The sequence below is a fragment of the Streptomyces sp. NPDC014891 genome (assembly GCF_043081085.1).
GTDB lineage: Bacteria > Actinomycetota > Actinomycetes > Streptomycetales > Streptomycetaceae > Streptomyces.
Genome location: NZ_JBIBWF010000006.1, coordinates 195,929 through 212,681, shown reverse-complemented (window position 1 = coordinate 212,681; position 16,753 = coordinate 195,929). Strand labels below are relative to the sequence as shown.

The 16,753-nt window shown below is 73.7% G+C and carries 15 protein-coding genes; 9 read left to right on the top strand and 6 right to left on the bottom strand.

Annotation, left to right across the window (positions count from 1 at the left end; translation table 11 throughout):
• Positions 1 to 53 precede the first annotated feature (53 nt).
• The 3 genes from ACF09E_RS19400 to ACF09E_RS19390 all read left to right on the top strand — a co-directional run bounded on the left by ACF09E_RS19400 (position 54) and on the right by ACF09E_RS19390 (position 2,377).
• Entirely contained in the window at positions 54 to 506 is a 453-nt protein-coding gene (locus tag ACF09E_RS19400; RefSeq protein ID WP_392206253.1) for a GNAT family N-acetyltransferase, read from the top strand.
• Between the two features lie 69 nt (positions 507 to 575).
• Positions 576 to 1,151, top strand: coding sequence for a histidine phosphatase family protein (locus ACF09E_RS19395; RefSeq protein ID WP_388804682.1), 576 nt, complete (start codon positions 576 to 578; stop codon positions 1,149 to 1,151).
• Positions 1,152 to 1,213: 62 nt separating this feature from the next.
• Positions 1,214 to 2,377: a methyltransferase gene (locus ACF09E_RS19390; RefSeq protein WP_388804685.1), complete on the top strand. Its 1,164-nt coding sequence runs from the start codon at positions 1,214 to 1,216 to the stop codon at positions 2,375 to 2,377.
• Positions 2,378 to 2,520: 143 nt separating this feature from the next.
• Here the strand turns inward: ACF09E_RS19390 and ACF09E_RS19385 are convergent, their stop codons facing one another.
• Positions 2,521 to 4,119, bottom strand: coding sequence for an ABC-F family ATP-binding cassette domain-containing protein (locus ACF09E_RS19385; RefSeq protein ID WP_392206252.1), 1,599 nt, complete (start codon positions 4,117 to 4,119; stop codon positions 2,521 to 2,523).
• 262 nt (positions 4,120 to 4,381) lie between these two features.
• Positions 4,382 to 5,836: an argininosuccinate synthase gene (argG, locus tag ACF09E_RS19380; RefSeq protein WP_392206251.1), complete on the bottom strand. Its 1,455-nt coding sequence runs from the start codon at positions 5,834 to 5,836 to the stop codon at positions 4,382 to 4,384.
• 246 nt (positions 5,837 to 6,082) lie between these two features.
• Here argG and argC point away from each other — a divergent pair, with 246 nt between their 5' ends.
• The 5 genes from argC (at position 6,083) to ACF09E_RS19355 (ending at position 11,074) form a co-directional block, all read left to right on the top strand.
• A complete protein-coding gene (gene argC, locus ACF09E_RS19375) occupies positions 6,083 to 7,123 on the top strand; it encodes an N-acetyl-gamma-glutamyl-phosphate reductase (protein ID WP_392206250.1) in 1,041 nt (346 codons plus the stop codon).
• 115 nt (positions 7,124 to 7,238) lie between these two features.
• A complete protein-coding gene (argJ, locus tag ACF09E_RS19370) occupies positions 7,239 to 8,405 on the top strand; it encodes a bifunctional glutamate N-acetyltransferase/amino-acid acetyltransferase ArgJ (protein WP_392206249.1) in 1,167 nt (388 codons plus the stop codon).
• Complete coding sequence (gene argB, locus ACF09E_RS19365; RefSeq protein WP_361853674.1) at positions 8,402 to 9,322, top strand: acetylglutamate kinase; 921 nt, start codon at positions 8,402 to 8,404, stop codon at positions 9,320 to 9,322. Before argJ ends, argB begins: the two co-directional genes overlap by 4 nt.
• A complete protein-coding gene (locus ACF09E_RS19360) occupies positions 9,322 to 10,536 on the top strand; it encodes an acetylornithine transaminase (protein ID WP_392206248.1) in 1,215 nt (404 codons plus the stop codon). The genes argB and ACF09E_RS19360 overlap by 1 nt, the downstream gene beginning before the upstream one ends.
• A gap of 7 nt (positions 10,537 to 10,543) precedes the next feature.
• Positions 10,544 to 11,074: an arginine repressor gene (locus ACF09E_RS19355; RefSeq protein WP_148004907.1), complete on the top strand. Its 531-nt coding sequence runs from the start codon at positions 10,544 to 10,546 to the stop codon at positions 11,072 to 11,074.
• Positions 11,075 to 11,081: 7 nt separating this feature from the next.
• Here ACF09E_RS19355 and ACF09E_RS19350 read toward each other — a convergent pair whose 3' ends face one another.
• From ACF09E_RS19350 to ACF09E_RS19340, 3 genes are all read right to left on the bottom strand, one after another.
• Positions 11,082 to 11,783, bottom strand: a complete 702-nt coding sequence (locus tag ACF09E_RS19350; RefSeq protein WP_392206247.1) for a L,D-transpeptidase family protein — start codon at positions 11,781 to 11,783, stop codon at positions 11,082 to 11,084.
• Positions 11,784 to 11,994: 211 nt separating this feature from the next.
• On the bottom strand, positions 11,995 to 12,600 hold the full coding sequence (locus ACF09E_RS19345; protein ID WP_388804706.1) for a pyridoxamine 5'-phosphate oxidase family protein: 606 nt from the start codon (positions 12,598 to 12,600) through the stop codon (positions 11,995 to 11,997).
• A 61-nt stretch (positions 12,601 to 12,661) separates the two neighbouring features.
• A complete protein-coding gene (locus tag ACF09E_RS19340) occupies positions 12,662 to 14,590 on the bottom strand; it encodes a hypothetical protein (RefSeq protein ID WP_392206246.1) in 1,929 nt (642 codons plus the stop codon).
• Positions 14,591 to 14,732: 142 nt separating this feature from the next.
• On the opposite strand from ACF09E_RS19340, the gene argH reads away from it, so the two are divergent.
• Positions 14,733 to 16,163, top strand: coding sequence for an argininosuccinate lyase (gene argH / locus ACF09E_RS19335; RefSeq protein WP_361850076.1), 1,431 nt, complete (start codon positions 14,733 to 14,735; stop codon positions 16,161 to 16,163).
• 18 nt (positions 16,164 to 16,181) lie between these two features.
• On the opposite strand, the gene ACF09E_RS19330 is transcribed toward argH, so the two are convergent.
• Positions 16,182 to 16,691 carry an HAD domain-containing protein gene (locus tag ACF09E_RS19330; protein ID WP_392206245.1) on the bottom strand — a complete coding sequence of 170 codons (510 nt, stop codon included), beginning with the start codon at positions 16,689 to 16,691 and terminating at the stop codon, positions 16,182 to 16,184.
• Positions 16,692 to 16,753: the final 62 nt, after the last annotated feature.

The following is a 16,753-nucleotide window of genomic DNA, read 5'->3' as shown; positions in this document are numbered from 1 at the left end:
CGGGCCGGGCAAATTCACCTGACAAACCCCGGAGTCACTGGAACGCTTCGCGCATGAGCGACAGCGCCGCCACGGACACCCCCGTCATGCACGGGGCGTACGAGATCTCAGCCGACGCCGCCCGGATCGACGCCGCCCGGGTCCACCACTGGCTGTCCACCGACTCGTACTGGGCCCACGGCCGACCTCGGGATAAGCAGGACCGGGCCATCGCGGGCTCGCTCAACCTCGGCGCCTACCACCGCGAGACCGGCGAGATGGCCGCCTACGCGCGCGTCGTCACCGACTACGCCACCTTCGCCTGGCTCTGCGACGTCTACGTCGACCGCCCGGCCCGCGGCACCGGCCTCGGCACGGCCCTCGTCGCCGCCGTCCGCGACCACCTCGCGCCCTGCGGACTGCGCCGGATCATGCTCGCCACGGCCGACGCGCACGGCGTGTACGAGAAGGTCGGTTTCGCGCCACTCCAGAATCCGGACAAGTGGATGGCTCTCGGGCAGCAGTGAGCCGGAGCCCCTCCGGCCCCGGCGAATGACCCCTTGACCTGCGGAGCCTCCGGCCCCACGATCGCGGCCATGGGTCTCAGGGTGACGCTCGTCACGGCGGCACGCAGCTCCTCCCTGCTCGCCGAGCGCTTCGAGGACGACCGGCCGCTCGACGAGGCCGGCTGGTACGACGTGCAGCAGGCCGCGCCCGCCCTCATCCCCCTCGGCGCGGCCGAACTGCGCTACTGCTCCCCGACCCCGCGCAGCCGCGCCACCGGAACCGCCCTCGGCTACGCCCCCCTGGCCCAGCCCGCGCTCCGCGACTGCGACATGGGCCGCTGGCGCGGCCTGACCCTCGCCGAGGTCGCCGCCCTCGAACCGGAGGCCGTCGACGCCTGGCTCGCCGACGCCCGCACCGCCCCCCACGGCGGCGAACCCCTCCTCGCCTTCATCACCCGGATAGGGAACTGGCTCGACACCCGCCCCGCCGACGACGTCGAGATCGTCGCCGTCGCAGAACCCTCCGTGGTCCGGGCCGCCCTCGTGTACGCCCTGAAGGCGCCGCCGGCCACGTACTGGAACGTCGACGTCCGCCCGCTCTCCACCGTCACCCTCACCGGCCGCCCCGGTCTCTGGCACCTCCAGCTCGACGCCGCCCTCCGCTGAGACGGCCGGTCGGCACGTGGCGGCGGGAGGGACCGGCCACGACCGGCTAGCCTGAGAGCACGATGAACCGTTTGACCACGTCATGGGGCGCCTTCACGCTGACCCGCCATCCCGAGGACCCGCGCGACCAGTTGCGCGCCTGGGACGCGTCCGACGAGTACCTCCTGGCCAGACTGGCCGAGGAGGGCACCGACCTGTCCGGCACCGTCGCCGTCCTCGGCGACCGCTGGGGAGCCCTCGTCACCGCCCTCCAGGCCGCCGGCCCCGGAGAGCTCGTCCAGATCTCCGACTCGTACCTCGGACGGCGGGCCACCCGGACCAACCTCGCGCGCGCCGGAGCAGCCCGGGACTCCGTCCGGCTTCTCACCACCCAGGACCCGCCGCCCGAGCGGATCGACGTCCTCCTCGTCCGCGTCCCCAAGAGCCTCGCGCTCCTGGAGGACCAGCTGCACCGGCTCGCGCCGGCCGTGCACGAGGGCACCGTGATCCTCGGCACCGGCATGGTCAAGGAGATCCACACCTCCACCCTCCGGCTCTTCGAGCGGATCCTCGGGCCCACCCGCACCTCGCTCGCGGTGAAGAAGGCGCGGCTGATCCACACCACGCCCGACCCGTCGCTCACCCCGCGCCCGAACCCCTGGCCGCACCGCTACGACCTGCCGGCCGACACCCCGGCCCCCGGTCTGCCCGGTCTGACCGTCACCAACCAGGCCGGGGTCTTCTGCGCCGACCGCCTCGACATCGGCACCCGCTTCCTCCTCGCGAACCTGCCCGGCGGCATCGGCCGCGTCCGGGTCGCCGACCTCGGCTGCGGCAACGGCGTGGTCGGCCTCGCCATCGCGCTGCACGAGCCGCAGGCCGAACTGGTCTTCACCGACGAGTCGTACCAGGCGGTCGCCTCGGCAGAGGAGAACTTCCGCACGCACGTGGGCGAGGGGCGCAAGGCTGAGTTCCTCGTCGGCGACGGCCTCGCCGACGTCCCCGACGGCTCGGTGGACCTCGTCCTCAACAACCCCCCGTTCCACAGTCACCAGGCCACCACCGACCGCACGGCCCGCCGGATGTTCTCCGACGCGCGGCGCGCGCTGCGACCGGGCGGCGAACTCTGGGTCATCGGCAACCGCCACCTCGGCTACCACGTCACCCTCCGCCGGATCTTCGGCAACAGCGAACTGGTCGCGAGCGACGCCAAGTTCGTGGTCCTGCGCGCGGTACGGCAGGCCTAGGAAGGTTCTGTCATGACGTCGACAGGGGCGCGGCCTTCCGGCCGCGCCCCTTCGTCATGAGGGCCGGACCCCGCGAGCCCGGCCCGACCGCCAGGACATCCCCTGGGTGAGGCCGGGCCGGGCGGGTCTCCCCGGGGAGTCCGTCATGCCAGGCCCACCAGCCCCCGGTACTCCTCGCTCCACAGGTCCTCGTCCGCGTCCGGCAGCAGCAGGACCCGTTCGGGGCGCAGGGCGTCGAGCGCCTGCTCGTCGTGCGTGACCATCACGATCGCGCCCGGGTAGGTGCCCACGGCGGCCAGGACCTCGTTGCGGGAGGCGGGATCCAGGTTGTTGGTGGGCTCGTCGAGGAGCAGGACGTTGGCGCCCGAGTGGACGAGCGCGGCCAGGGCGAGCCGGGTCTTCTCGCCGCCGGAGAGCACCCCCGCGGGCTTCTCCGCGTCGTCGCCCCGGAACAGGAACGCGCCCAGGACCGCCCGTACCTCACCGTCCGTCAGTCGCGGAGCCGCGTCGGCCAGGTTCTCGCGGACCGTACGGGCCGGGTCCAGCGTGTCGTGCTCCTGCGCGAAGTAGCCGAGCCGCAGCCCCGGCCCGCGCACGACCCGCCCGCTGTCGGGCGCCTCCCGGCCGGCGAGCATCCGCAGCAGGGTCGTCTTGCCCGCCCCGTTGAGCCCGAGGACGACGAGCCTGCTGCCCCGGTCCACCGCGAGGTCCACCCCGTCGAGCACCGGGCGTGTCCCGTACGCCTTGGAGAGCGCGACCGCGCCGAGCGGCATCCGGCCGCAGGGCGCGGGCTCCGGCAGCCGGATCCGGGCGACCCGTTCGGCCTGCCGTGCCGGGTCGAGCCCGGCGAGCATCCGGTCGGCCCGGCGCGCCATGCTGCGGGCCGTCGTCGCCGTCGCCACCCGGGACTTCATGCGGTCCGCCTGCGCGTGCAGCGCCGCCGCCTTGCGCTCGGCGTTGGCGCGCTCCCGCACCCGGCGTCGCTCGTCGGTCTCCCGCTGGGCGAGGTACGCCTCCCAGCCGGTGTGGTGGACGTCGAGCGCGGCGCGCCCCGGGTCGAGGTGGAAGACCCGGTTGACGGTGTCGGCGAGGAGCCGCACGTCATGGCTGATCAGGACCAGGCCGCCCCGGTGGGCGGCGAGATGGCCGCGAAGCCAGCCGATCGAGTCGGCGTCCAGGTGGTTGGTCGGCTCGTCGAGCAGCAGGGTGTCGTCCCGGCCGTGACCGGCGAAGAGGATCCTGGCCAGCTCGACCCGGCGCTTCTGGCCGCCGGACAGCCGGCCGACGGGCCGGTCCATGGCCTCGGCGGGCAGGCCGAGGCCGGCGGCGACCCTGGCGGCCTCCGCCTCGGCCGCGTAGCCGCCGCCCGCCTCGAAGGCGGCCTCGGCCCGGTCGTACGCGGCGAGCGTCCGCGCGTCGGCGTTCTCGCCGAGCCGGCGGGCGGCCTCCTCCAGCCGCCGCACCGCCCCGTCGAGCCCGCGCGCGGAGAGGATCCGGTCGGTGACGGTCACGGTGGGGTCGGCGGCCCGCGAGTCCTGGGCGAGGTGCCCGACGGAGCCGGTACGGGTGACGGTGCCGGCGGCGGGCGGACGCAGCCCGGCCAGGGTGTCGAGGAAGGTGGTCTTGCCGGCGCCGTTGCGGCCGACGAGGCCGATCCGGTCGCCGGGGGCGACGTGGCAGGAGACGCCGGACAGCAGGAGCCGGGCGCCGACGCGCACGTCGGCACCACGAACGGTGATCATGGGGTAACGCTCCGAAAGGGCTTGAGGACACACGGGTGGCGTGGGTGCGGGTCCTCAGCTAGGAGATTCGGGGCGTGGACATGCTGCCGAGGCTAGCGGAGCGGGCGTCCGGGCGCGCCGGAGTTTCCGTCCGGGGCCGCCCTCCGGGCGGGAGGACGGCGAAGGCCGGCTCGACGCGGGGGTCGTCGAGCCGGCCTGCCGGGGGTGTCGGGCACGGGTGCGCGACGGGGGAGTCGAGCGCGCGGTGCCCGACCGGAGGGGGTCAGTCGGTGCCGAACTCCATCGCGGCACGGTCCAGCATCTCGTCCTCGTCGGCGGCCTCGCCGCGGGACGCGATGGCCTCGGCGCCGCCCTCGGGGAGCTCGGTGAGGGTGCCGATGAGCCCGGTCGCTGCCGCCTGGGCGGCGCCGACGGCGGGGCTGTCGGTGCCGAGCAGGCCGAGGCCCGCGTACTGCTCCAGCTTGGCCCGCGAGTCGGCGATGTCGAGGTTCCGCATGGTGAGCTGGCCGATCCGGTCCACCGGCCCGAAGGCCGAGTCCTCGGTCCGCTCCATGGAGAGCTTGTCCGGGTGGTAGCTGAACGCCGGGCCCGTGGTGTCGAGGATCGAGTAGTCCTCGCCGCGCCGCAGCCGCAGGGTCACCTCGCCTGTGACGGCCGTGCCGACCCAGCGCTGGAGCGACTCGCGCACCATCAGGGCCTGCGGGTCCAGCCACCGGCCCTCGTACATGAGCCGGCCGAGGCGGCGGCCCTCGTTGTGGTACTGCGCGAGGGTGTCCTCGTTGTGGATGGCGTTGACCAGCCGCTCGTAGGCCGCGTGCAGCAGGGCCATGCCGGGCGCCTCGTAGATGCCCCGGCTCTTGGCCTCGATGATCCGGTTCTCGATCTGGTCGGACATGCCCATGCCGTGGCGGCCGCCGATGGCGTTGGCCTCCATGACGAGGTCGACGGCGGAGGCGAACTCCTTGCCGTTGATGGACACCGGCCGGCCCTGGGCGAAGCCGATCGTGACGTCCTCGGTGTCGATCTCGACCGACGGGTCCCAGAAGCGGACGCCCATGATGGGCTCCACGGTCTCCACGCCGGTGTCGAGGTGCTCCAGCGTCTTGGCCTCGTGGGTGGCGCCCCAGATGTTGGCGTCGGTGGAGTACGCCTTCTCCGTGCTGTCGCGGTAGGGGAGGCCGTGGGCGACGAGCCACTCCGACATCTCCTTGCGGCCGCCGAGCTCCGTCACGAAGTCCGCGTCCAGCCAGGGCTTGTAGATCCGCAGGTGCGGGTTGGCGAGCAGACCGTAGCGGTAGAACCGCTCGATGTCGTTGCCCTTGAAGGTCGAGCCGTCGCCCCAGATCTGGACGTCGTCCTCGAGCATCGCCCGCACGAGGAGGGTGCCGGTGACGGCGCGGCCGAGCGGCGTGGTGTTGAAGTACGCGCGGCCGCCGGAGCGGATGTGGAACGCCCCGCAGGTGAGTGCGGCGAGCCCCTCCTCGACCAGCGCGGCGCGGCAGTCGACCAGGCGCGCGATCTCGGCACCGTAGGTCTTGGCACGGCCGGGCACCGAGGCGATGTCGGGCTCGTCGTACTGACCGATGTCGGCGGTGTAGGTGCAGGGGATGGCGCCCTTGTCGCGCATCCATGCGACCGCGACGGAGGTGTCGAGGCCGCCGGAGAAGGCGATGCCGACGCGCTCGCCGGCGGGCAGGGAGGTGAGGACCTTGGACATGGGAAGAGTATGCATCATCTCGCATGGTCATGCAAAGGGGGCCTCGCCGGGCGGCGGGGAGCCGCTCGATCGGGGTCCTCGTGAGGGGTGGGTCGGCGTGCGGGGGGAGGGGGGTGAGGCGCGTCCGGGTGGCCCCCGGGGTTCGTCGCCCGGGGCTGGAACCGGGCGACCCGCCCGCCTGCCCGTACGTCGTTGCATAAAACTGCGGCGCCACGTATAGTCATGCCATCCATGAGGAGGGTTTCGATGACGGTACGAGTAGCAGTGGCGGGTGCGAGCGGATACGCGGGCGGAGAGCTCCTGCGTCTCCTCCTCGCCCACCCCCACGTGGAGATCGGCGCCCTGACCGGCCACTCCAACGCCGGCCAGCGGCTCGGGGCCCTCCAGCCCCACCTGCTGCCGCTCGCCGACCGCGTCCTCGTGCCCACCACCGCCGAGGAGCTCGCCGGGCGGGACCGGCCGCACGACGTGGTCTTCCTCGCCCTCCCGCACGGCCAGTCCGCCGCCGTCGCCGAACAGCTCGGCCCGGACGTCCTCGTCGTCGACATGGGCGCCGACTTCCGGCTCAAGGAGCCCGGCGACTGGGAGGCCTACTACGGCTCCCCGCACGCCGGCACCTGGCCCTACGGCCTCCCCGAACTGCCCGGCGCCCGCGCCGCGCTCCAGGGCTCCAAGCGGGTCGCGGTGCCGGGGTGCTACCCGACGGCCGTCTCCCTCGCCCTCTTCCCCGCGTACGAGCACGGACTCGCCCGGCCCGAGGCCGTGATCGTCGCCGCCTCCGGCACCTCGGGCGCCGGCAAGGCGGCCAAGCCGCACCTGCTCGGCAGCGAGGTCATGGGCAGCATGTCGCCCTACGGCGTCGGCGGCGGCCACCGGCACACCCCCGAGATGATCCAGAACCTCAGCGGACCGGCCGGGGAGCGGGTCACCGTCTCCTTCACGCCGACCCTCGCGCCGATGCCCCGCGGCATCCTCGCCACCTGCACCGCCGCCGCGAAGCCCGGCGTCACCGCCGAGACCGTGCGGGCCGCGTACGAGAAGGCCTACGCCGACGAGCCGTTCGTCCACCTGCTCCCCGAGGGGCAGTGGCCGGCGACCGCCTCCGTCTACGGCTCCAACGCCGTCCAGGTACAGGTCGCGTACGACGCCGCGGCGAACCGGATCATCGCGATCAGCGCCATCGACAACCTCACCAAGGGCACCGCCGGCGGCGCGGTGCAGAGCATGAACATCGCCCTCGGCCTCCCCGAGAGCACCGGACTTTCCACGATCGGCGTGGCGCCGTGAGCGACGCGCGCGCAGCCACCGGTCCGCAGACGACGAAGAAGCCCGCACCGCCGCTCCTCCCGCCTCCGGCGGGCGGTACCCCCGGCGCCGGCGGAGAAGCGAACGGAGAAGCACAGTGAGTGTCACCGCAGCGAAGGGGTTCACGGCAGCGGGCATCGCCGCCGGAATCAAGGCGAACGGCAACCCGGACCTGGCCCTCGTGGTCAACACCGGGCCCCGCCGCGCCGCCGCGGGAGTCTTCACCTCCAACCGCGTCAAGGCCGCCCCGGTCGTCTGGTCCCAGCAGGTCCTCGCCGACGGCGAGCTCACCGCCGTCGTCCTCAACTCCGGCGGAGCCAACGCCTGCACCGGCCCCCAGGGCTTCCAGGACACCCACGCCACCGCCGAGAAGGTCGCCGAGGTCCTCAGCGCCGGCGGCGCCGAGGTCGGAGCGGGCGAGGTGGCCGTGGCCTCCACCGGGCTCATCGGCCTCCTGCTCCCCATGGACAAGCTCCTCCCCGGCGTCGAGAAGGCCGCCGCCGAACTGTCCGAGCACGGCGGCGAGAAGGCCGCCATCGCCATCAAGACCACCGACACCGTCCACAAGACCGCCGTGGTGACCGCCGGCGGCTGGACCGTCGGCGGCATGGCCAAGGGCGCGGGCATGCTCGCCCCGGGCCTCGCCACCATGCTCGTCGTGCTCACCACGGACGCCGACGTCGACAGCGCGGGCCTGGACGGCGCCCTGCGGGGCGCCACCCGCGTCACCTTCGACCGGGTCGACTCCGACGGCTGCATGTCCACCAACGACACCGTCCTCCTCCTCGCCTCCGGCTCCTCCGGCGTGACGCCCGAGCAGGACGCGTTCACCGCGGCCGTGCGGGAGGTCTGCGACGACCTCGCCCGCCAGCTCATCGGCGACGCCGAGGGCGCCAGCAAGGACATCCGCATCGAGGTGGTCAACGCCGCCACCGAGGACGACGCCGTCGAGGTGGGCCGGTCCATCGCCCGCAACAACCTCCTCAAGTGCGCCATCCACGGCGAGGACCCCAACTGGGGCCGGGTGCTCTCCGCCATCGGCACCACCCGGGCCGCCTTCGAGCCCGACCGGCTGAACGTCGCCATCAACGGCGTCTGGGTCTGCAAGAACGGCTCCGTCGGCGAGGACCGCGACCTCGTCGACATGCGCTACCGGGAGGTCACCATCACCGCCGACCTCGCCGCCGGCGACGAGTCCGCCGTCATCTGGGCGAACGACCTCACCGCCGACTACGTCCACGAGAACAGCGCGTACTCGTCATGAGCGACCCCAGGAACCCCGAGAGCACGACCCGGAAGCACACCGCGCTCCCCAAGGCGCAGACCCTCATCGAGGCCCTGCCCTGGCTCACCCGGCACAACGGCAAGACGGTCGTCATCAAGTTCGGCGGCAACGCCATGATCGACGAGGACCTCAAGGCCGCCTTCGCCCAGGACGTCGTCTTCCTGCGCCAGGCCGGCCTCAAGCCCGTCGTCGTGCACGGCGGCGGCCCCCAGATCAGCGCCGCCCTCGACCGGCACGGCATCGTCAGCGAGTTCAAGGCCGGCCTCCGGGTCACCACCGAGGACGCCATGGACGTCGTGCGGATGGTCCTCGCCGGACAGGTCCAGCGCGAACTCGTCGGGCTGCTCAACCAGCACGGCCCGCTCGCCGTCGGCCTCACCGGCGAGGACGCCCACACCATCACCGCCACCCGGCACCGCCCCTTCGTGGCCGGCGAGCACATCGACATCGGACGCGTCGGCGAGATCACCGCCATCGACACCGGCGCGATCCAGGCCCTCCTGGAGGACGGCCGGATCCCGGTCATCTCCTCCATCGCCCGCTCCCAGGACGACGGACATGTCTACAACGTCAATGCTGATACGGCGGCTGCGGCACTCGCTGCGGCGCTGGGCGCCGAGACCCTGATGGTCCTCACCGACGTCGAAGGCCTCTACGAGGACTGGCCGCACAGCGACGAGGTCATCAGCAGGCTCACCGCGAGCCAGCTGGAGAAGCTGCTGCCCGAGCTCTCCAGCGGCATGGTCCCCAAGATGGAGGGCTGCCTGCACGCCGTACGGAACGGGGTCACCACGGCCCGCGTGATCGACGGCCGGGTCCCGCACTCCATCCTGCTGGAGATCTTCACCGACGAGGGCATCGGCACGATGGTCGTGCCGGACGGACAGGGGGACTGATGAGCGGCACCACGCAGACCGGGAACGAGCAGCTCACCGCACGGTGGCAGGACTCGCTCATGAACAACTACGGCACCCCCCGGCTGCCCCTCGTCCGCGGCGAGGGCGCCCGGGTCTGGGACGCCGACGGCAACACGTACCTGGACTTCGTCGGCGGCATCGCCGTGAACGCCCTCGGCCATGGCCACCCGGCCGTCGTCGAGGCCGTCACCCGGCAGATCGGCACCCTCGGCCACGTCTCCAACCTGTTCGTCGCCGAGCCGCCCGTCGCCCTCGCCGAGCGGCTCCTCGCCCTCTTCGGCAGGCCCGGCAAGGTCTTCTTCTGCAACTCCGGCGCCGAGGCCGTCGAAGGCGCCTTCAAGATCGGCCGGCTCACCGGCCGCTCCCACATGGTCGCCACCCGGGGCGGATTCCACGGCCGCACCATGGGCTCCCTCGCGCTCACCGGGCAGCCGGCCAAGCAGACCCCGTTCCTGCCGCTCCCCGGCGACGTGACCCATGTGCCCTACGGGGACGCGGAGGCGCTCCGCGCCGCCGTCACCGAGGACACCGCCCTCGTGGTCATCGAGCCGATCCAGGGCGAGAACGGCGTCGTCGTCCCGCCCCCCGGCTACCTCAAGGCGGCCCGGGAGATCACCCGCGCCACCGGCACCCTCCTCGTCCTCGACGAGGTGCAGACCGGCATCGGCCGCTGCGGCCACTGGTTCGAGTACCAGGCGCACGAGGGCGCCGACCCCGACGTCGTGACCCTCGCCAAGGGACTCGGCGGCGGCCTCCCGATCGGCGCCACCGTCGCCTTCGGCCCCGCGGCCGACCTCTTCGGACCCGGCCACCACGGCACCACCTTCGGCGGGAACCCGGTCGCCTGCGCCGCCGGGATCGCCGTTCTCGACACCCTCGGCGCCGACGCGGCCCTCGACCACGTGAAGGCGGTCGGCGAGCGGCTGCGGCAGGGAATCGAGGGTCTCGGCCACCCGCTGGTCTCCCACGTCCGTGGTGCGGGCCTCCTGCTGGGTATCGTGCTCACGGAGTCCCTCGCACCCCAGGTGCAGCAGGCGGCTCAGGACGCCGGCCTCCTGGTGAACGCGCCCGCCCCCGATGTCGTACGGATCATGCCTTCGCTGCTCCTCACCGACGCCGAGGCGGACGCCTTCCTCCAGGCCCTGCCCGGAGTCCTCGACGTGGTGAACGGGCAAGGACGAACCGGAGAATGAGACGACGATGACCGACGCGCAGGAAAATGAGCACGGCGGGCCGTCCGTTCCGCAGACCCGCACCGCACGCCACCGCAGGATCGTCGACATCCTCAACCGGCAGCCGGTGCGCTCGCAGAGCCAGCTCGCCAAGCTCCTCGCGGACGACGGGCTGAGCGTCACCCAGGCGACGCTCTCCCGCGACCTCGACGAGCTGGGCGCGGTCAAGATCCGCAACACCGGCGGCGAGCTGATCTACGCGGTGCCGAGCGAGGGGGGCTTCCGCACCCCGCAGGCCCCGCTCGGCGAGTCCGCGAAGGAGGAGCGCATGCGGCGCCTCTCCGGCGAACTGCTGATCTCCGCCGAGGCGTCCGCGAACCTCGTGGTCCTGCGGACCCCGCCGGGCGCCGCCCAGTTCCTCGCGTCGGCCATCGACCAGGCCGAACTCCACGCGATCCTCGGCACGATCGCGGGGGACGACACCCTGCTGCTCATCAGCCGCGACCCGGCGGGCGGCCAGGCGCTCGCCGACCACCTGCTGAAGCTCGCGCAGCAGTAGCCCGGCCTCAGTAGCGCGTGATCGCCGTCGGACCGCCGCGCGTTCCGACGGCGATGTGCGGCCGGCGCGCGGGATCGGCCCAGGCGAGCACCGCACGCATCGCCTCCGCCGGCACGGAGACGCAACCGGCCGTCGCCCCCTTCCCGTTGACGTGCAGGAAGATCCCGGCACCGCGCCCGCGCACCGGCCGGTCGTAGTTGAAGCCGATGACGAGCCCGTGCGCGTACGGCCGCCGGTAGGTGACCAGGTGCTCGGCCTCGGCGGCCCGGCAGTCCCGCGGCAGCCCCTCGACCCAGCGGTTGTACGCGCGCGAGTCGCCGTCCTGGCACCACCAGGAGCGCTGCGTCACGCGCGCGTAGCGGTACGAGGTCCCCGGCGGCGCGGCCTCGATCCCGAAGGCGTACGGCAGCCGGTAGAGCCCGGTGGGGGTGGTGTTCGTGCCCTGCCGCCGCCGCGTCCCCTCGACCAGCCCCTTCGCGCCGAACCGGGCGGGCGCCGACCCCGCCTTCACCCACCGGCCACCGCGCCGGTCCCACCAGGTCAGGGTGCCCGTGGTGGAACCGGTCCCGGCGGCCTCCGCGGTGATCAGCTGGGAGCCGCCGCCGGTGTCCGCCATGCGGGCGGGCAGCGGCACGGGTGCGGGCCCCGCGCCGAGCGACAGCAGGGCGACCGCGAGGACGGCCAGGGTGCGGGGGAGTCCGGTGCGCATGGCCGCGACACTAGGCCGTCTCTTTCGGATCTTGCCTGACCCGCGCCGCCCGGCACCGCACCTCGCCGCGTTGTCGAGGCACCCGGGTACGCCCAGTACACGGGTACCTCTCCGCCTTGCGATGCACGGCACCGGACGACGCGGGCTTGACCGGCAAGATCCGAAAGAGACGGCCTAGCCGCGCCCCCCGCCCCGCGCCCGCGGGGCGCGGCTAACCGGCGGTGTGCGGCTGCGGCGGCAGCGGGAGCGGCAGGGCCGGGAGGCCGTCGAGGCTGGTGCCGATGTGGTCCTTGCGCTCGCAGTACGCGTTGAACTCCTCGTCGGTCTTCCGGTTGAAGTACTCGGCGTGCATCCCCCGGTCCTCCTGGTACTCCATCAGCGGGACCGCGAACCCGCACGCGTCGCTGATCCGCCGCGCGTGCACGAGGACGATCGCCCGTGCGCTGCCCTGGCCCTCGACCGCCTCCGCGGGGAACCGCGCGAACAGCTCCGCCCAGCGCGGGTCGTCACGGAACACCGCCTCCCCGGTCCCGTGCACCCGCACGACGGTCGGCGGCCCCGAGAACGCCGTCCACATCAGGGTGATCCGCCCGTTGCCCGGCTCCCGCAGGTGCGCGACCGTCTCCGCGCTGCTGCCCCCGAAGTCGACGTAGGCGAGCGTCAGTTCGTCGAGCACCACGAGGGTGCCGCGGCGGCCCTTGGGGGAGAGGTTGACATGGCCGTCCCCGGAGAGGGGGGCGGTCGCGGTGAAGTACACCGGCTGGGCCTCGATGAAGGCACGGAGACGCCCGTCGATCCGCTCGTACGTTTTTCCCATGGTCGGGATTCTTTCCGAACGGCGGCTCCGACGCGAAGCCGTTCCGCTCCGTGGCCGGACCTCAGCGCCGCCGCGCCGCCCGGTTCCGCCGCCGTATCTCCTCGTACCAGAGCGGCAGCGCGGAGGCATGGCGTTCCACGAGCCGCCGGATCTCCTCCCCGTGCGGACCGCCGACCTCCTCGTCCAGCCGCCGCAGGGCGTGGACGGCCCGGAGCCGCGCCTCCCCGCGCAGCGCGGGGTCGGTGTCGTCGGCCAGCCGGAGGGCGGCGAGCAGGGCCCCGGCCTCGTCGTGGTGGCGGACCAGGGCGAGCCCGACCGCGCGCTGGGCGAGCGGACTGCCGGGGGCCGCGAGGCCGAGCACGAAGGGGAGCGGAAGCTCGGAGGCGTTCCACCCCACCACGCGCCGCGCCACCCGCGTCACCCGCGGATCGGGGTCCTCCAGGAAGGGGACGGCCTCCCGCCAGTCGAGCCCGTGCCGGGAGGCCAGCAGGTCGAGCGCCGCCGCCCGCACATCCCCGTGGGCGGTGGCCAGGCAGGCGCGCAGGGCGTCGGGGAGGCGGCGTACGGCCCGGAGGGCGGTGTGCCGCACGGCCCGGTCGGGGTCGCCGGCGAAGGCGACCGGCGCGTCGCCGGGCAGGGCGCCGAGCATGCGCAGCGCGCCCACCGCGCGGGCGCGTACCGGGCCGCGGGGATGGCGGGTCAGGGCGTGCAGCAGCGCCGGGTCACCGGGGCCCGGGCGCTCCGCGAGGCCCGTGACGGCGGCCGGGGTGACGGCCGCCGGGTCCGCGCACAGGGCGCGGTACACCGGGTGCGCGTCGCCCCCGTCGGCCTCCAGCTCGCGGCGCGCGACGGCGCGCACCGAGGCGTTCGCGTCCGTGAGGTGCCGGGTGAGTTCGCCGGCCCGGCCGGCGGACCGCAGCCGGGCGACGGCGGCCCTCCGGGCGGCGGCGTCGCGGGCGTCCGCCAGGGCGTCGAGGTACGGGGTCGGATCGTGCTCGGCCAGCAGTGTGCCGAGGGCGTGCCGGCGCGTTCTCGGTTCGGGCTGGCCGACGGCCAGCCGTGCCAGGTCCTCGGCCCGCAGGAGCCCCGACGCGTGGGCGGCGGTCAGGGCGGCCCGGCCGAGATCGGGGTCCCGGCGGGCGGCCATCAAGGAGTGGAAGGGGGCGAGCGCCGCCGCGCGGGTGGGGCCGCCCGGCGCGTCGAGGGCCCGGCGGGTCAGGCGCGCCGCGGCGCGCGCCGCATGGCCGGCGACGCCCACGTCGGCCTCCGACTCCGCCATCGCGTAGGCCCCGGCCGCGTCCAGCAGTCCCGCCGACTCCGCGGCCCGCACCCCGGCGGTGCGGCATTCCGGCCGGCGGCTCGCCAGCAGTTCGGCCACCGCGTCGGCCGGGACGCCGCCGGTCCGGGCGAGGACGGCCTCCCGGGCCCAGCCGCCGTGCCGCCGCAGGTCCAGGAGCAGCGCGAGCGGGGCGAGGGCCCGTACGGTCGCGTCCCCGGCCGCGTCGAGCATCCCGGCGAGGACCGGGCGGGCGAGCCCGCGCACGGTCCCGTCCGTGTCGGCGCACCGGAGGAGCACCAGCGGCAGGGCGGCGGCGGGCAGTGTCCCGTCCGCGGAGAGCCGGAGCGCGGCCGCGCGGAGCCGCGGGTCGTCGTGGCAGAGGGCCAGCGCGATCTCGGACTCGGTGGGCGGCCGGGACCAGGCGACCCCGGCCGGACGTCCGTCCGGCCCCGCCTCGTGCCAGTGCGGGGGTGCGCCGTGGGCGTCCAGCTCGCGGCTGTCGAACCAGTGGAAGCCCACCCGGACGCGGCCGCTCGACCGGGCGGAACCCGTCCACCAGGTGGCGACGTGTGCGCTCAGGTCGAGCCTCGTCCAGTCCTCGGCGCGGACCCCGTCCGCCGCCGCGGCGATGCCCTTGCCGTGCAGCAGTCGTTCTCCGGGGGAGCGGTGCCGGGTCGGCAGCAGGGGCGGCAGGGGCTCGGGCGGTGTCATGCGCGGGACTGTAGTGGTCCGATGCCCCCGTCCACCTGCGAATATCCCGCCCGCGGGCGGAGCCGACCCGGCCAGATTGACGAATCATGCAGAGTTCTGCATACTCATGCATATCGATGGTCGCGAAGACTGAGGAGCAGTTGTGAGCAGCAACAACGGTGACGTGCGGCTCTGGGGCGGACGGTTCGCCGACGGGCCCGCCGAGGCCCTGGCGAAGCTGTCCGCGTCGGTGCACTTCGACTGGCGCCTCGCGCCGTACGACATCGCCGGTTCCCGTGCCCACGCGCGCGTGCTGCACAAGGCCGGGCTCCTCACCGAGGACGAGCTGACCCGCATGCTCGCGGGCCTCGACCGGCTGGAGGCGGACGTCGCCGACGGCACCCTCGTCGGCACCATCGCGGACGAGGACGTCCACACCGCCCTGGAGCGCGGGCTCCTGGAGCGCGTCGGCCAGGACCTCGGCGGCAAGCTGCGGGCCGGCCGGTCCCGCAACGACCAGGTCGCCACCCTCTTCCGGATGTACCTGCGCGACCACGCCCGGATCATCGGCGGCCTCGTCGCCGACCTCCAGGACGCCCTCGTCGGTCTCGCCGAGGCGCACCCAGACGTCGCCATGCCCGGCCGTACGCACCTCCAGCACGCCCAGCCGGTGCTCTTCGCGCACCACGTGCTAGCCCACGCGCAGTCCCTCGCGCGGGACGCCGAGCGGCTGCGGCAGTGGGACACCCGCACGGCGGTCTCCCCGTACGGCTCCGGCGCCCTCGCCGGCTCCTCGCTCGGGCTGGATCCGGAGGCGGTCGCCAGGGACCTGGGCTTCGAGCGCGGCTCGGTCGGCAACTCGATCGACGGTACGGCCTCCCGCGACTTCGTCGCCGAGTTCGCCTTCATCACCGCGATGATCGGCGTCAACCTGTCGCGGATCGCCGAGGAGATCATCATCTGGAACACGAAGGAGTTCTCCTTCGTGACCCTCCACGACGCCTTCTCCACCGGCTCGTCGATCATGCCGCAGAAGAAGAACCCGGACATCGCCGAGCTCGCCCGGGGCAAGTCGGGCCGCCTGATCGGCAACCTCACGGGCCTCCTCGCCACGCTCAAGGCGCTGCCGCTCGCCTACAACCGCGACCTCCAGGAGGACAAGGAGCCGGTCTTCGACTCCTGCGACCAGCTGGAGGTCCTGCTGCCGGCCTTCACCGGCATGATGGCCACGCTCACCGTCAACCGGGAGCGCATGGAGGAGCTGGCCCCGGCGGGCTTCTCCCTCGCCACCGACATCGCGGAGTGGCTGGTCAAGCAGGGCGTGCCGTTCCGGGTGGCCCACGAGGTCGCCGGCGAGTGCGTGAAGGTCGCCGAGTCCGAGGACAAGGAGCTCGACGAGCTGACGGACGAGCAGTTCGCCAAGATCTCCGAGCACCTGACCCCCGAGGTCCGCACCGTCCTCAACGTTCCGGGCGCCCTCGCCTCCCGCAGCGGCCGCGGTGGCACGGCCCCCTCCGCGGTCGCCGTCCAGCTCGTCGAGGTCAAGGCCGATCTGGTGATCCAGCACGCCTGGGCCGCCGCCAAGAGGAAGTAGTCCGCCGCCCTCGGGGCGTCACAGCGCCGCCGCCCAGTCCGCGAGCGCGTCGAAGTCCGGCCGGAGCAGTCCGAACCGGGGGTCGACGTGCAGCAGCAGGGCGGCGGCGAGGTGGTTCCGCTCCACGAACTCCCGGTCGTACGGGGTGATGTCGTCGTCCACCCAGGCGAACGGCCGCCCCGCCGCGTACTCCAGGATGTACTGCGTCTTCCAGAAGGTCCCGCGAGGGGCCTTTCCGTGCATCACGGGCCAGTCGATGAACGGCAGCGCGGGCAGCCCGAGGTGCGGTCCGATCCAGTCGTTCGCCTCGCCCTTCCAGGTTGTCGCCCAGACCAGCTCGTACGCCTCCGCCAGCGCGCGCAGCTCGTCCCCGTGCCCGGGGTTCAGCCACACCCGGAGCGGCTTCGTCCCGTCCCAGCCGCCCGGCCGCATCCGGTGGGTCGTGTACCCCTCGGGGCGCCGCTCGCGCTGCGCCGCGTAGGGGTTCAGCGGCCCGTCGACGTCGAGCAGCAGCAGTGGCTTCGTCATGTTCACGGCATTCCGTTCCCGCCCCGGGTGAGGCGTCGAATTATTGAATGAGACATAGATGT

Excerpts from the sequence above, each read along its gene's own strand:
- ACF09E_RS19340 (WP_392206246.1), bottom strand. The coding sequence starts at position 14,590 with ATGACACCGCCCGAGCCCCTGCCGCCCCTGCTGCCGACCCGGCACCGC.
- ACF09E_RS19385 (WP_392206252.1), bottom strand. The coding sequence starts at position 4,119 with ATGATCACCGTTCGTGGTGCCGACGTGCGCGTCGGCGCCCGGCTCCTG.
- argG (WP_392206251.1), bottom strand. The coding sequence starts at position 5,836 with ATGTCCAAGGTCCTCACCTCCCTGCCCGCCGGCGAGCGCGTCGGCATC.
- ACF09E_RS19360 (WP_392206248.1), top strand. The coding sequence starts at position 9,322 with ATGAGCGGCACCACGCAGACCGGGAACGAGCAGCTCACCGCACGGTGG.
- ACF09E_RS19395 (WP_388804682.1), top strand. The coding sequence starts at position 576 with ATGGGTCTCAGGGTGACGCTCGTCACGGCGGCACGCAGCTCCTCCCTG.
- argB (WP_361853674.1), top strand. The coding sequence starts at position 8,402 with ATGAGCGACCCCAGGAACCCCGAGAGCACGACCCGGAAGCACACCGCG.
- ACF09E_RS19390 (WP_388804685.1), top strand. The coding sequence starts at position 1,214 with ATGAACCGTTTGACCACGTCATGGGGCGCCTTCACGCTGACCCGCCAT.
- ACF09E_RS19345 (WP_388804706.1), bottom strand. The coding sequence starts at position 12,600 with ATGGGAAAAACGTACGAGCGGATCGACGGGCGTCTCCGTGCCTTCATC.
- ACF09E_RS19330 (WP_392206245.1), bottom strand. The coding sequence starts at position 16,691 with ATGACGAAGCCACTGCTGCTGCTCGACGTCGACGGGCCGCTGAACCCC.
- ACF09E_RS19400 (WP_392206253.1), top strand. The coding sequence starts at position 54 with ATGAGCGACAGCGCCGCCACGGACACCCCCGTCATGCACGGGGCGTAC.
- ACF09E_RS19350 (WP_392206247.1), bottom strand. The coding sequence starts at position 11,783 with ATGCGCACCGGACTCCCCCGCACCCTGGCCGTCCTCGCGGTCGCCCTG.
- ACF09E_RS19355 (WP_148004907.1), top strand. The coding sequence starts at position 10,544 with ATGACCGACGCGCAGGAAAATGAGCACGGCGGGCCGTCCGTTCCGCAG.
- argC (WP_392206250.1), top strand. The coding sequence starts at position 6,083 with ATGACGGTACGAGTAGCAGTGGCGGGTGCGAGCGGATACGCGGGCGGA.